This is a genomic window from Marinibacterium sp. SX1 (assembly GCF_050389775.1).
Lineage (GTDB): Bacteria > Pseudomonadota > Alphaproteobacteria > Rhodobacterales > Rhodobacteraceae > Marinibacterium.
Window position 1 is genome coordinate 1558511 of sequence record NZ_CP177144.1, and the last position, 12785, is coordinate 1571295.

Annotated in this window: 12 protein-coding genes; 7 read left to right on the forward strand and 5 right to left on the reverse strand. The window is 65.9% G+C overall.

Going from position 1 to position 12785, the window contains the following annotated elements; genetic code table 11:
- Positions 1-250: 250 nt before the first annotated feature.
- Positions 251-457 carry a cold-shock protein gene (locus ACK3BB_RS06950; protein ID WP_428927993.1) on the reverse strand — a complete coding sequence of 69 codons (207 nt, stop codon included), beginning with the start codon at positions 455-457 and terminating at the stop codon, positions 251-253.
- Between the two features lie 210 nt (positions 458-667).
- Positions 668-826, reverse strand: coding sequence for a DUF3309 family protein (locus tag ACK3BB_RS06955; protein WP_428927994.1), 159 nt, complete (start codon positions 824-826; stop codon positions 668-670).
- Between the two features lie 555 nt (positions 827-1381).
- Here ACK3BB_RS06955 and ACK3BB_RS06960 point away from each other — a divergent pair.
- The gene (locus ACK3BB_RS06960; protein WP_428928695.1) at positions 1382-1900 is read left to right on the forward strand and encodes an REP-associated tyrosine transposase; all 519 of its coding nucleotides are present in this window, start codon (positions 1382-1384) and stop codon (positions 1898-1900) included.
- Positions 1901-1954: 54 nt separating this feature from the next.
- Here ACK3BB_RS06960 and ettA read toward each other — a convergent pair whose 3' ends face one another.
- Positions 1955-3610 (reverse strand): energy-dependent translational throttle protein EttA, encoded by a 1656-nt coding sequence (gene ettA / locus ACK3BB_RS06965; protein WP_428927995.1) that lies wholly within the window; start codon positions 3608-3610, stop codon positions 1955-1957.
- A gap of 188 nt (positions 3611-3798) precedes the next feature.
- On the opposite strand from ettA, the gene ACK3BB_RS06970 reads away from it, so the two are divergent.
- Both ACK3BB_RS06970 and dacB read left to right on the forward strand, forming a co-directional pair.
- Positions 3799-4401, forward strand: coding sequence for a nicotinate-nucleotide adenylyltransferase (locus ACK3BB_RS06970; protein ID WP_428927996.1), 603 nt, complete (start codon positions 3799-3801; stop codon positions 4399-4401).
- Positions 4402-4549: 148 nt separating this feature from the next.
- Positions 4550-6046, forward strand: a complete 1497-nt coding sequence (dacB, locus tag ACK3BB_RS06975; protein ID WP_428927997.1) for a D-alanyl-D-alanine carboxypeptidase/D-alanyl-D-alanine endopeptidase — start codon at positions 4550-4552, stop codon at positions 6044-6046.
- A 44-nt stretch (positions 6047-6090) separates the two neighbouring features.
- On the opposite strand, the gene ACK3BB_RS06980 is transcribed toward dacB, so the two are convergent.
- Positions 6091-6522, reverse strand: coding sequence for a tellurite resistance TerB family protein (locus tag ACK3BB_RS06980; protein WP_428927998.1), 432 nt, complete (start codon positions 6520-6522; stop codon positions 6091-6093).
- Positions 6523-6650: 128 nt separating this feature from the next.
- Here ACK3BB_RS06980 and ACK3BB_RS06985 point away from each other — a divergent pair, with 128 nt between their 5' ends.
- From ACK3BB_RS06985 to ACK3BB_RS07000, 4 genes are all read left to right on the forward strand, one after another.
- A complete protein-coding gene (locus ACK3BB_RS06985) occupies positions 6651-8225 on the forward strand; it encodes a lysine--tRNA ligase (protein ID WP_428927999.1) in 1575 nt (524 codons plus the stop codon).
- A 150-nt stretch (positions 8226-8375) separates the two neighbouring features.
- A complete protein-coding gene (locus ACK3BB_RS06990) occupies positions 8376-9104 on the forward strand; it encodes a DUF4336 domain-containing protein (protein WP_428928000.1) in 729 nt (242 codons plus the stop codon).
- Between the two features lie 185 nt (positions 9105-9289).
- Complete coding sequence (locus ACK3BB_RS06995; protein ID WP_428928001.1) at positions 9290-9805, forward strand: DUF4864 domain-containing protein; 516 nt, start codon at positions 9290-9292, stop codon at positions 9803-9805.
- Between the two features lie 118 nt (positions 9806-9923).
- Positions 9924-12209, forward strand: a complete 2286-nt coding sequence (locus ACK3BB_RS07000) for a glycosyl hydrolase family 28-related protein (protein ID WP_428928002.1) — start codon at positions 9924-9926, stop codon at positions 12207-12209.
- Positions 12210-12215: 6 nt separating this feature from the next.
- On the opposite strand, the gene ACK3BB_RS07005 is transcribed toward ACK3BB_RS07000, so the two are convergent.
- Positions 12216-12725, reverse strand: coding sequence for a HugZ family protein (locus ACK3BB_RS07005; RefSeq protein ID WP_428928003.1), 510 nt, complete (start codon positions 12723-12725; stop codon positions 12216-12218).
- Positions 12726-12785 lie beyond the last annotated feature (60 nt).

Below are 12785 nucleotides of genomic sequence, written 5' to 3' on the forward strand. Positions count from 1 at the left end.
CGCGCAGGTTTTTGCGGCCCTCACGATCGCGCGTGTGTGGTGTTTCGGCTGTGCTTCGGGCCGCAGGCGCCTGTCATGGCGATTTCTCCGGCGCAAAGGGGCCGGGGTGCAGGGATCAGGGGCTGGGATGCAATGCGGGGCTGCAGCCTGAAAACGGCGCAGAGAGCTTGCCATGCGTCATTACCGGCCGGGGCCGATGTGGACGTGCAAGCCTTGGAAAGGGCGGGCAAAAGCCCGCCCCATGAGCGGATCAGGCCAGTTCGATCTGATCGGCGCTTTCGCGGCCGTCGCGGCCCGAGCGCAGCTCGTAGGTCACTTTCTGGTTGTCTTTCAGGCCGGTCAGACCAGCGCGTTCGACAGCCGAAATGTGGACGAAGATGTCCTTGCCGCCCTCGTCGGGCGCGATGAAGCCGTAGCCTTTGGTTTCGTTGAACCATTTCACGGTGCCGGTGGGCATTGTCCGTGGTCTCCTTGTCATGTGCCGCCCGAATCATTCGGCAGCCTGGCGTCGGTCCCTGGCAATCGAGACTGAAGCCGGAAACGGAGACAGCGGGTCGAGATGCGGTAACGGTCGCGTCTCGCCATATGATGCTGTTTGGCGCTAAAAGCAAGGGTGGCATTCAGGACTTGTACCTTGGGATCAGGGTGAAAAGCGGGGCTTTTAGGGTCAGACGCCGCCGTTGAGCAGGACGATGACAAGCAGGATGACCAGCAACAGGCCCAGCCCGCCGGACGGACCATAGCCCCAGCCCGTCGAATAGCCCCAGCGGGGCAGGGCGCCGATGACGGCCAGGATCAGGACGATGATCAGGATGGTGTAAAGCATGGGGCGGCTCCTCCGCGTTGGGTTTGGAAAGCGAACGCCGGGGCGGGGCGGGATGTTCCGTGAGACGGGAAGATGGTCGGTCGTGTTGCGCGTGGTCTGGTGGAATACTGATTAAATTCAGTGGGTTGCGAGTTTTCGTCGCCGCCTCCCGGTCGTGCGGCGCCTGCCGTAGCCCCGGCACGTGGCGTGATCGCGACGCTCGACCTGGCGCGCCGGGGCGGGTGGGGGCATTGACCGCAGCGCTGGTGGCGCGCGTTTTCGATCCGACGGTGGGCGCCAGGGGTGTTGGGGTAAACCGGCGATTGCAATCGGTTTCCCGCTGCGTCCCCATGCGCCATGTCTCAGCTGCGCACGGCCGGCTTGGAGCGTGGCGGGGTCCATTTGGACAAGATCGTTCAAAACGATGGCATTCCGCCGGCGCCTGTTCCCGGGATGCAACGGAGCCGGGGTTTCTTGGCGGATCGACGCGGGGTTATTGCGCGCGGGTTTTGGCGAGCAGCGGCGCCGAGAGTGGCGTTTTACCTGGCCTTAACCCCGCGTGGGCGAGTTTCGGTCATGCCGAACTACATCCGCCCCAGAATCGCCGGTGCCACGGTCTTTTTCACGGTCTGCCTGGCCCGAGAGGGCACGTCGCTGCTGACCGATCATGTCGACCTGTTGCGCGCGGCGGTGGCCCATGTGCGCAAGCGCCGTCCCTTCGGGATCGATGCCTGGGTTGTGCTGCCGGACCACATGCACGCGGTCTGGACCCTGCCGCATTGCGATTCGAACTATTCCCAGCGTTGGGGATCGATCAAGGCACATTTCTCCAAGCACCTGCGGTTTCGCGGCGCTGCCCCGGAGGTGCCGGCGTTTGGGCCGGGCGGCGGGGTGAACCCCGCCCTACGCAAGGGCGAGGTGGGGATATGGCAGCGCCGGTTCTGGGAGCATCACATTCGTGGGCCGGGCGATTACACGGCGCATGTCCGCAAATGTCATATGGATCCGGTGCACCATGGGCTGGTCACACGGCCCGAGGACTGGGCGTTTTCCTCGATCCACCGCGATATCCGGGCGGGCCGATGGGCCGCGTAGGGCGGGGTTCACCCCGCCACCCGGCCCGCGGGCGGGGCGCAATGCGCCCCGGGCTTACCGCGCGAACTTCTTGTATTTCAGCCGTTTGGGTTCCAGCGCATCCGGGCCGAGGCGACGTTTCTTGTCTTCCTCGTAATCCTCGAAATTGCCTTCGAACCACTCGACATGCCCTTCGCCCTCGAAGGCCAGGATATGCGTGCAGATCCGGTCCAGGAAGAACCGGTCGTGCGAGATCACCACCGCGCAGCCCGCAAACTCGGTCAACGCGTCTTCGAGCGCCCGCAGGGTCTCCACGTCGAGGTCGTTGGTCGGCTCGTCGAGCAGCAGCACGTTGCCGCCGGCCTTCAGCAGCCGCGCCATGTGCACCCGGTTGCGTTCACCGCCCGACAGCAGGCCGACCTTCTTCTGCTGGTCGCCACCCTTGAAGTTGAACGACGAGCAATAGGCCCGCGAATTGACCTGCGCATCACCCAGTTCGATCACCTCGGCCCCGCCGGAAATCGCTTCCCAGACGGTGTCGTCGCCGTTCAGATCGTCGCGCGACTGGTCGACATAAGACAGATCCACCGTGTCGCCGAATTCCACCGAGCCCTGGTCCGGCGTTTCCTGGCCGGTCAGCATGCGAAACAGCGTCGATTTACCCGCGCCGTTCGGGCCGATCACGCCGACGATGCCGCCGGGCGGCAGCGAGAAGGTCAGGTCTTCGATCAGCAGCTTGTCGCCATAGGCCTTGGTGAGGTGATCCACCTCGATGACCTTTCCGCCCAGGCGCTTGGACGCCGGGATGACGATCTGCGCGCGCGAGATCTTCTCGCGCTCGGACTGGTTCGCCAGGTCGTTATAGGCCGAGATCCGTGCCTTGGACTTGGCCTGACGCGCCTTCTGGCCCTGCCGCATCCAGTCCAGCTCGCGTTCCAGCGTCTTCTGGCGGGACTTGTCCTCGCGGGCTTCCTGTTCCAGCCGCTTGGCCTTCTGTTCCAGCCAGGCCGAGTAATTCCCCTCGTAGGGGATGCCCCGCCCGCGGTCGAGTTCCAGGATCCAGCCGGTGATGTCGTCGAGGAAATAGCGGTCGTGGGTCACGATCAGGATCGTGCCCTTGTAGTCGATCAGGTGCTGCTGCAGCCAGGCGATGGTTTCCGCGTCCAGGTGGTTGGTCGGTTCGTCGAGCAGCAGCATGTCGGGCTGTTCGAGCAGCAGCTTGCAGAGCGCCACCCGGCGTTTCTCACCGCCCGACAGCTTCGTCACGTCGGCATCGTCGGGCGGGCAGCGCAGGGCTTCCATGGACACGTCGATCTGGCTGTCGAGATCCCAGAGGTTCTCGCTGTCGATCTGGTCCTGCAAGGCGGCCATCTCGTCGGCGGTTTCCTCGGAATAGTTCATCGCCACTTCGTTGTAGCGGTCGAGGATGGCCTTCTTGGCGGCCACGCCCAGCATGACGTTCTCGCGCACGGTCAGGGCCGGGTCGAGCTCGGGCTCCTGCGGGAGGTAGCCGACCTTGGCGCCTTCGGCGGCCCAGGCCTCGCCCGAGAAATCCTTGTCGATGCCGGCCATGATGCGCATCAGGGTCGATTTACCCGAGCCGTTGACGCCGACGACACCGATCTTCACGCCAGGCAGAAAGCTCAGGCGGATGTTCTCGAAGCACTTCTTGCCTCCGGGATAGGTCTTGGAGACACCGTCCATGTGGTAGACGTACTGATAGGCGGCCATGGCTGAGTACTCGCGCGTTCGGGAAGGTCGCCAAGGGTATAATCAGTGCGGGGGGGAAGGGCAATGCGGGCCATGCGCGGCCTGGCGCGGGGGCAGGGCCGCCACGGGGCGCGGGATGCGGCAAAAACGCAACCCATTGGCGCGGCACAGATTGACTTGGCGGCGGAAAGGGCGACAGGTGTGCCGCGATGAAGGCCGGATTTCCCTTTCTGCGCCCGGGCATGACCGTCGGGCTGCTGGGTGGATCGTTTGATCCGCCGCATGCCGCGCATGTGCATATCACCCGCGAGGCGCTTCGGGCCTTTGGCCTGGACCGGGCCTGGTGGCTGGTATCGCCGGGCAATCCGCTGAAGGAACGCGGGCCGGCGCCGATCGCGGCGCGGATGCAGGCGGCCCGGGACATCATGCACCACCCGCGGGTGACGGTGACCGATGTCGAATGCCGGCTGGGCACGCGGGTCACGGCCGAAACCATCGCCTGCCTGCGCGAATTGTATCCCGGCGTGCGGTTCGTCTGGCTGATGGGGGCCGACAACCTGGCCTCGTTCCACCGCTGGCGCGACTGGCGGTACATCATGGAAACGGTGCCGGTGGGCGTTCTGGCCCGGCCGGGCGACCGGATCTCGGCCCGGATGTCACCGGCGGCGCGGCTTTACGGGCGCTACCGGATCGCGGCCAGTGACAGCCACCTGCTGGCGCGGTCCGACACACCGGCCTGGTGTTTCGTCAACGTGCCGATGATGGATATCTCGTCGACCCAGATCCGGGCCAGCGGCGGATGGCAGGCGTGAGCGGCATGGTCATGGACCGGCGCGCCGCGGCGGCGATGTGACGGGCCATGACGGGGCGCGGAGCAGAGGGATCACGGATGCGGGAAAGCGTTCAAATCCACGGGTTTTCATGTTGTTCGGCCGGCGCGGCTGCTGTTAATTGGCGGCCATGACGAGGCTTGTCACCCGACGGTTTGCCCTGGGCGGCGCGGCGGCATTCGCGCTGACCGGGCCGGCCCTGGCCAATGCGCCCGACCGCTCCCTGCGCCCGGTGGCACGGGGCGACGATCTGCTGGCCCTGACCCTCGGCGGGGTCGAGGACCTGGTGGCCGGCTACAACCTGACCGGCGATGTCAGCCTGTCGGTCGCCGATGTGAAGACCGGGCTGGTGCTCGAAGATCTCAACCCGACGACCGCCCTGCCGCCGGCGTCGGTGACCAAGGCGCTGACCACGCTATACGCCCTGGATGCGCTTGGGCCCGATTACCGCTTTCGCACCCGGCTGCTGGCCCGGGGCCGGCTGAGCGATGGTGTGCTGCATGGCGACCTGATCCTGCAGGGCGGAGGCGATCCGACGCTGGACACCGACGGGCTGGCCAGCCTTGCGGCCAATCTCAAGGCCGGGGGGCTGCGCGAGGTGCGCGGCGATTTCATCGTCGATGCCGGGGCCTTGCCCTATGTGCCGACGATCGACCCCGAGCAGCTGGTCCACGTGGGTTACAGCCCGGCGGTGTCGGGCATCGCCCTGAATTACAACCGCGTGCATTTCGAATGGCGCCGGGGCGGATCGGGCTATGCGATCACGATGGATGCGCGTACCGAGCGCTACCGGCCCGACGTGGCCATGGCCCGGATGCGCGTGGCCGACCGGTCGGTGCCGGTCTATACCTATGTCGACCGCGACGGGGTCGACGAATGGACCGTGGCCGGCGGGGCGCTTGGCAATGGCGGGGCGCGCTGGCTGCCGGTTCGCCGGCCCGGGGCCTATGCCGGCGATGTCTTTCGCACCCTGGCGCGCAGCAATGGCATCGTGCTGAAACCGGCCCGGGTCGAACGCGGCCTGTCGGGCGAGATGACCGAACTGGTGATCTTCGAATCAGAGCCGCTGACCGAGATCCTGCGCGACATGCTGAAATGGTCGACCAACCTGACCGCCGAGATGGTCGGGCTGACGGCCACGGTGGCCCGGGGCGGGCGGCCGGAGACGCTGGCGCAATCGGCGGCGATGATGAGCGACTGGGCGGCGGACACGCTGGGCATGACCGGATCGCGGCTGGTCGATCATTCCGGGCTGGGCGTCGACAGCCGCATGACGGCGCGCGACCTGACCGTCGCGCTGGTGAAGGTGCGCCAGGACAACGTCCTGCGCCCGCTGTTGAAGCGCATTGCCATGCGCGACAGCCAGGGCCGGCCGTCCAGCAGCCATCCGATCCGGGTCGATGCCAAGACCGGGACGCTGTTCTTCGTGTCCTGCCTGGCGGGGTTCATGACGGCCCAGGACGGGACCGAACTGGCCTTTGCGATCCTGACCGGCGATACCGAGCGGCGAGCCCGGGCCGTGGCCGCGGGCGAGGAACGCCCGGCCGGGGCGCGTGGCTGGAATGGCACGTCGAAACGGATGCAGCAGGCGCTGATCGACCGCTGGGGCCTGCTGTACGGCAGCTGAGGCGCCCCGCCGCCCGGCCGGACCGGGGGCGGGACGGCCGCACATCAGGTCAGGTGACGGGCCCGCGCACCGCGTTCGATTGCGGCGGCATGCAGCCGGTCGATCTCCAGCTCGTAGCGGATTTCCTCCAGCAGGCGCAGCTCGGTCTCGGCCAGGTTGCCATCGGCGGCGGCCACGTCGCAGGCCAGCGCATAGGCCGTTTCGTTCAGCCGTTCGGGCAGCGAATCCCGGATCAGGCCAAAGAGCGCATCCAGCCCGTCTTCCTGTTCGAACAGGTCGAAGACGATCTGGGTCACCGTGTTCATCCGGTCGATGTCGTAATCGGCAAAGACCGGCAGCATGTTCACCGACGACTGGATCTTGACCAGCTCCGCCGTGCGGATGTTTTCGTCCGAGGCCGAAATGGCCACCATCAGGGCCACCAGGCAATCCTGGGCGCTCAGGGCGTGGTCGTTGGTCTGGGTGTCGGCGGTCATCGCTGGGCTGTTCCTTCGGGCCTGTTGCTTGGTTGCGCAAAATATTGACGCGGGGCGAGGCTTACAATAGGCAAGCCGCGCTGCCGGCGGGGGTGCCCCGACCGGCCCTTTACCTCTTGGAGATCATCATGTCCGACCTGCGCGATGCCGCACTTGCTTCCAAAGCCTGGCCTTTCGAAGAAGCGCGCCGGTTGCTCAAACGTTACGAAAAGGCACCGCCCGAGAAGGGGTTCGTGCTGTTCGAGACCGGATATGGCCCGTCGGGCCTGCCGCATATCGGCACCTTTGGCGAGGTTCTGCGCACGACGATGATCCGCCGGGCCTTTGAGCAGATCAGCGACATTCCGACCCGGCTGATCTGTTTTTCCGACGACATGGACGGGATGCGCAAGATCCCGGGCAACGTGCCCAACCAGGAGCGGCTTCGCGAGGACATCCAGAAGCCGCTGACCAGCGTGTTCGATCCGTTCGAGGAATACGAGAGCTTTGGCCATCACAACAATGCCATGCTGCGCCGGTTCCTGGATACCTTCGGGTTCGAATACGAATTCTACTCGGCGACCGAGTTCTACAAGTCGGGCCAGTTCGACGAGGTCCTGAAGCGGGCGGTCGAGAAATACGACGACGTGATGAAGGTCATGCTGAAGTCGCTGCGCGAAGAGCGGCGCAAGACCTATTCGATCTTCCTGCCGATCCATCCCGAGACGGGGCGGGTGCTGTACGTGCCGATGAAATCGGTCAACCGCGACGACTACACGATCACTTTCGACGACGAGGATGGTCGTGAATGGACGCTGCCGGTCACGGGCGGCAACGTGAAGCTGCAGTGGAAGCCCGATTTCGGCGCCCGCTGGGCCGCGCTGGACGTCGATTTCGAGATGTACGGCAAGGACCATTCGACCAACACGCCGATCTACGACCGGATCTGTGAAATCCTCGGCGGCAAGAAGCCCGAGCATTTCACCTATGAGCTGTTCCTCGACGACAAGGGCCAGAAGATTTCCAAGTCGTCGGGCAACGGGATTTCGATCGACGAATGGCTGACCTATGCCTCGACCGAGAGCCTGTCGTATTTCATGTATCTCAAGCCCAAGACGGCGAAGCGGCTGCATTTCGACGTGATCCCCAAGGCGATGGACGAATACCACCAGCAGCTGCGGGCCTACGGGACGCAGGATGCCAAGGGGCGCATGGCCAACCCGGTGTTCCACATCCACGGCCACGACGTGCCGAAATCCGACATGGTCGTGACCTTCTCGATGCTGCTGAACCTGGCGTCGGTGTCGGGGGCCGAGGACAAGGAGACGCTCTGGGGCTTCATCCGCCGCTATGCGCCCGATGCCACGCCCGAGGGGCATCCGCAGATGGACCAGGCGGCCGGGTTCGCGGTGCGCTACTACAACGATTTCGTCAAGCCGCAGAAGGTGTTCCGGGCGCCGACCGACGAGGAACGGGCGGCCCTGGAAGAGCTGCGCGATGCGCTCAAGGCCTATGACGGGCCGATCGACGACGAGGCGCTGCAATCGGTGGTCTATGCCGTGGGGCGCGACAAGTTCGACCCGCTGCGGGGCTGGTTCACGGCGCTCTACGAGGTGCTGCTGGGCGCCAGCCAGGGCCCGCGGTTCGGCGGGTTCATCGCGCTTTACGGGCTGGGCGAGACCGTCGCGCTGATCGACAAGGCGCTGGCCGGCGAATTTGCCTGACGGATTGGATGGCGCCCGTGGCGGACACGGGCGCCATTTTCTTAACTTAAGAAAATGGAACGGAAAATCGGTGGATTTTCCGGGCTACGGGCGGGACCCGAAGGCGCGCATCTGCTAGGCTGAGGCCTGTGGCACGGGTGGGATCGGCGCATGGAAACCGGCTATGAACCTCTCAACACGCTCAAGCCCGTGGTCTACGGGCTGTGGCTGGTGGATGGGCCGGCGATCCGGTTCTACGGCCTGCCGTTCTCGACCCGGGCGGTGGTGATCCGGCTGCCATCGGGGGATCTGTGGGTGCATTCCCCGACCCGGCTGACGCCCGGCCTGCGGGCCGAACTGGCCGAGCTGGGGCCGGTGCGCCACCTGGTGGCGCCGAACTGGATCCATTATGCCTATCTCACCGAATGGCAGGCGGCCTTTCCGGGGGTGACATCCTGGGCCGCGCCGGGGGTGGTCGAACGGGCGCGGAGCAAGGGCCTGGCCCTGCATGTGGATCATCGGCTGGGCCAGGACGCGCCGCCGGACTGGGCCGGCGAGATCGACCAGATGATCGTCGAGGGCAGCCGCACCCACCGCGAGGCGGTGTTCTTTCACCGGCCGACCCGCACGCTGATCCTGACCGACCTGATCGAGAATTTCGAAGGCGACAAGATGCCCCTTTGGATGCGGCCGCTGCTGAAGATGGCCGGCATCCTGGCGCCGGGCGGGGCGATGCCGCGCGACATGCGGGCGACCTTTCGCAACGGGCGCGACCAGCTGCGCGGGGCGGTCGAGCGGATGATCGACTGGGGTCCCGACCGGGTGACCCTGGCCCATGGGCAATGGTTCGAGACCGGGGGCGTGGCCGAGCTGAAACGGGCCTTTGCCTGGGTGCTGTAGGGGCGGCTTTTGACGCTGGGGCAGGGCGGGCTATGTCCCGGCAGGCAGGGGAGGAGGAGAACACCATGTCAGCCAGCCCGTCAGCCACACCGCGTTCAACCCCGATATTGCAGGGCCAGACGCCAACGGCCCTGATATCAGGGGCCTTCTCGACCAGGGTACAATCATCCAGGACGCATTCCTCCATGGCCCCGTCGCCAAGGAGGTGGTCAGGCAAGCATCCATCGCGCACCGTCCGGTCGGACAAGGCCGCGTCGCCGGACGCGTCATGGGGGCTGGGCACGGCCTGGGTCCGGGCACTGCTGCTGGTGCTGGCGCTGATGATGGCCCTGCCGGGCGCTCCGGCGCGGGCCGAGCCGCAGGGCAAGGCCATCGAGGCGGTGATCGGCGCCCAGCTCGATGCCTTTCGGGGCGAGCGCGTCGACGAGGCCTTCGACTTTGCCAGCCCGATGATCCAGGGCCTGTTCCGCACGCCCGATACCTTTGGCGAGATGGTCCGCAACGGCTATCCCATGGTCTGGCGGCCGGGATCGGTGCGCTATCTCGACCTGCGCGACGAGGGCGGGCGGCTGATGCAACGGGTCGAGATCACCGATCAGCGCGGCGCCACGCACCTGTTGGAATACGAGATGATCGACCAGGAGGGCGCCTGGAAAATCAACGGGGTACGCCTTTTGGAAAGCGGCGGGCTGGCGGCCTGAACCGCCCCGGCGTTGCCCGCCCACCGTCACGGTGGGCCAAGGGGGCGTTTACCGCTGGTTGATACTTCCCATCCCGCGTCCGGGGCCGGAAAGCGGCCCGCCAGCGAAGGGGAATGGGATGAACAAGGCAATCACCGACGGCGTGCTCTTTATGCCGCCCGCGTTCGAGGACGGGCTGGATGTCTGGTCGAGCGGAGACGGCACGCCGGGGTCGGATACCTATGACGGGGCGGCCAATGCCGCTTTCGTGCCGGCGGATCAGGATTTCGGCGGTTGCCTTGAGATCCAGAAATCCGACAGCACGCAAAAGATCAGGTACATGGGCGAGACGCCGATCTACCCGGGCTGCTACCTGCAGATCCGCGCCCGGGTGAAGGCGATCAGCGGCAACCTGCCCGACGTGCGCATCGCCGGCTGGGCCGGGGCGGCCGGGGGCAGCCATGTGACCGGCGTGGACGAGACCGGCCCGGTCACGACGCTGACCGATTACGGCCAGGTCGTCGAGGTGACGGCCATCGTCGGCGTGGGCCAGCGCGGCGGGGTCGACATGGCCTGGGGGCCGCAGGCGCTGTACGGCCATTTCGGCATCGACCTGACCGGGCCCAACGGCGGGGTGCTGCGGGTCGACGACATCGAGATCGAGGATGTCACGGCCGTTTTCCTGCGCGACCTGATCAACGTGGTGGACGTGCGCGACTACGGGGCGATGGGCGATGGCACGACCGATGACGCCCCGGCCTTCGAGGCGGCCGATGCGGCGGCGGCCGGGCGCAAGATCCTGGTGCCCGAGGGCACCTATCTGCTGGGCGACACGGTGACGCTGAACAACCCGGTGGAGTTCGAGGGCACGCTGAGCATGGCGACCGAGCACATGCTGCTGCTGACCAAGAGCTACGACCTGCCGACCTATATCGATGCCTTCGGCGACGAGGAGCTGGCCTTCAAGAAGGCGTTCCAGGCGCTGCTGAACAATGCCGATCACGAATCGCTGGACATGGGCGGGCGCAAGATCTCGGTATCGGGGCCGATCGACATGCAGGCCGTGGTGCCCAACAAGACCAGCTATGCCACCCGGCGGGTCATCCGCAACGGCCAGTTCGTGGCCGAGAACAACGCCGCCTGGGATGACGAGGTGGTGACCTCGAAGGGCACCTATGCGACCGGCAGTGCCAAGGTGCTGACCAATGTGCTGAACGTGGCCAACGTGCCGGTCGGCGCGCTGGTGCAGGGCAATGGCGTGGGCCGCGAGGTCTATGTGACGGCAAAGAACGTGGCGGCCGAGACGGTGACGCTGAGCGCGCCGCTCTACGATGCCGTGGGCACCCAGACCTATACCTTCACGCGGTTCAAGTACCTGCTGGATTTCTCGGGCTTCTCGAAACTGTCCAAGATGACCCTGTCTGAGATCGAACTGCAGCTGTCGGGCCGCTGTTCGGGCATCCTGCTGGCGCCGACGGGGCTGATCTTTGCGGTGCGCGACAGCTTCATCTCGGGGGCCAAGGACCGGGGCATCACCTCGCACGGGACCGGTTGCCAGGGCATGCTGATCGACCGGTGCCAGTTCTTGTCGAACGAAGACAGCCTGGACGTGCCCGACCGGACGTCGATCGCGCTGAACACCAACGCCAACGACATCAAGCTGCGCGATTGCCGGGCGACCAAGTTCCGCCATTTCGCCCTGCTGGGCGGGGCCAATTCGGTGGTGCTGGGCAACCATTTCTTCCAGGGCGACAGCATCGCCGGGGGGGTGCGCTCGGCCGGGCTGGTGCTGTTCCAGCCGCATGTGTCGTCGGTGGTCAGCGGCAATTACATCGACAATTGCTTCATCGAATGGTCGAACGAACAGGATGCAACGCCGGCCTTTTCGGCGGGCTATTCCTTCAGCGCGCTGTCGATCACCGAGAACGTGTTCCTGACCGGCGACGTGGCGCCCTGGTTCAGCTATATCGTGGTCAAGCCCCACGGCTCGGGCCATTTCATCACCGGGCTGAACGTCACGGGCAACAAGTTCCGGTCGCTGGACGACAATATCGACCGGGTGGAACGGGTGGACACGAGCTTTGCCGATCTGAACTACGACCGGTTCAAGGACATCGATTTCCGGGGCAATTCGTTCAATGCCGTGGATCAACAGGTGGCCAACCCGCTGCGGATCAACCACGTGCAGGCCACGCCGGCCAAGATCTGGACGATCGACACCGATGACCTGCTGCCGTTCCAGGGCTGGGCCCGCGGGGTGACTTCGGTGACGGCCGTGGGGGCGATCAAGACGGCCGGCGGGCAGACGCTGTTCACGATGCCCTACATCAAGGCCAAGATCGGGACGAACAAGGACCAGGTTCAGCTGGTCTGGTCCGAGGATGCCGAGGGTGAAGTCGACGTGCACATCCGGCTCGACGACTAGGACGGGTCAACTGGGTTCTGACAGGCCCAGATCGACAGGTGTCAGGAAGAAGGCCTTGCCGAAGCCGCCATTGAGAAAGGCGCCGGTGACAGAGAACAAGGCGAAATGGAAATCGCCGAACCCGATATAAAGCTTGGCCTTGGGATGGTCGCGCAGCCAATGCGCGGCCATCTCTTCATATGCGGGGTCGTCATGGTCGACAAAGCTGGCCCGGGCCTGAAGCGTCAGGCGGGGATGGGTCAGGGGATCGCCGCGCGGGCCCGGCTCGCCGATCATCAGCGAGGCATCGGGCGCGGCCCGCAGGGCGGTGGCATGTTGCGACAGCATCGAGATCAGGCTGGCCGGCGCGCCATCGGGGGCCAGGCCAAAGGCCACGCGGCTGACCACGGGCAATCCGTCCTGGACCACGCCAAGCGCGGCAAAGCGCGACCGGGCCATCAGGTCGCGGGCCATGGTCCGGGCCTCGTCGTCGGTCGGCCGGATCGGGCCGCTGTCGGGGGTGCTGTCGCTGTCCATGGGCCAGAGGGTAGGGCGGGCCGTGGCCCGGCGCAAGCGCGGGCCTGTCCGGTTAAGTCG

Coding starts and splice junctions, on each gene's coding strand:
- ettA (WP_428927995.1), bottom strand. CDS start 3,610: ATGGCCGCCTATCAGTACGTCTACCACATGGACGGTGTCTCCAAGACC.
- ACK3BB_RS06960 (WP_428928695.1), top strand. CDS start 1,382: ATGCCGAACTACATCCGCCCCAGAATCGCCGGTGCCACGGTCTTTTTC.
- ACK3BB_RS07005 (WP_428928003.1), bottom strand. CDS start 12,725: ATGGACAGCGACAGCACCCCCGACAGCGGCCCGATCCGGCCGACCGAC.
- ACK3BB_RS06995 (WP_428928001.1), top strand. CDS start 9,290: ATGGCCCCGTCGCCAAGGAGGTGGTCAGGCAAGCATCCATCGCGCACC.
- ACK3BB_RS06970 (WP_428927996.1), top strand. CDS start 3,799: ATGAAGGCCGGATTTCCCTTTCTGCGCCCGGGCATGACCGTCGGGCTG.
- ACK3BB_RS06985 (WP_428927999.1), top strand. CDS start 6,651: ATGTCCGACCTGCGCGATGCCGCACTTGCTTCCAAAGCCTGGCCTTTC.
- ACK3BB_RS06950 (WP_428927993.1), bottom strand. CDS start 457: ATGCCCACCGGCACCGTGAAATGGTTCAACGAAACCAAAGGCTACGGC.
- dacB (WP_428927997.1), top strand. CDS start 4,550: ATGACGAGGCTTGTCACCCGACGGTTTGCCCTGGGCGGCGCGGCGGCA.
- ACK3BB_RS06980 (WP_428927998.1), bottom strand. CDS start 6,522: ATGACCGCCGACACCCAGACCAACGACCACGCCCTGAGCGCCCAGGAT.
- ACK3BB_RS07000 (WP_428928002.1), top strand. CDS start 9,924: ATGAACAAGGCAATCACCGACGGCGTGCTCTTTATGCCGCCCGCGTTC.
- ACK3BB_RS06955 (WP_428927994.1), bottom strand. CDS start 826: ATGCTTTACACCATCCTGATCATCGTCCTGATCCTGGCCGTCATCGGC.
- ACK3BB_RS06990 (WP_428928000.1), top strand. CDS start 8,376: ATGGAAACCGGCTATGAACCTCTCAACACGCTCAAGCCCGTGGTCTAC.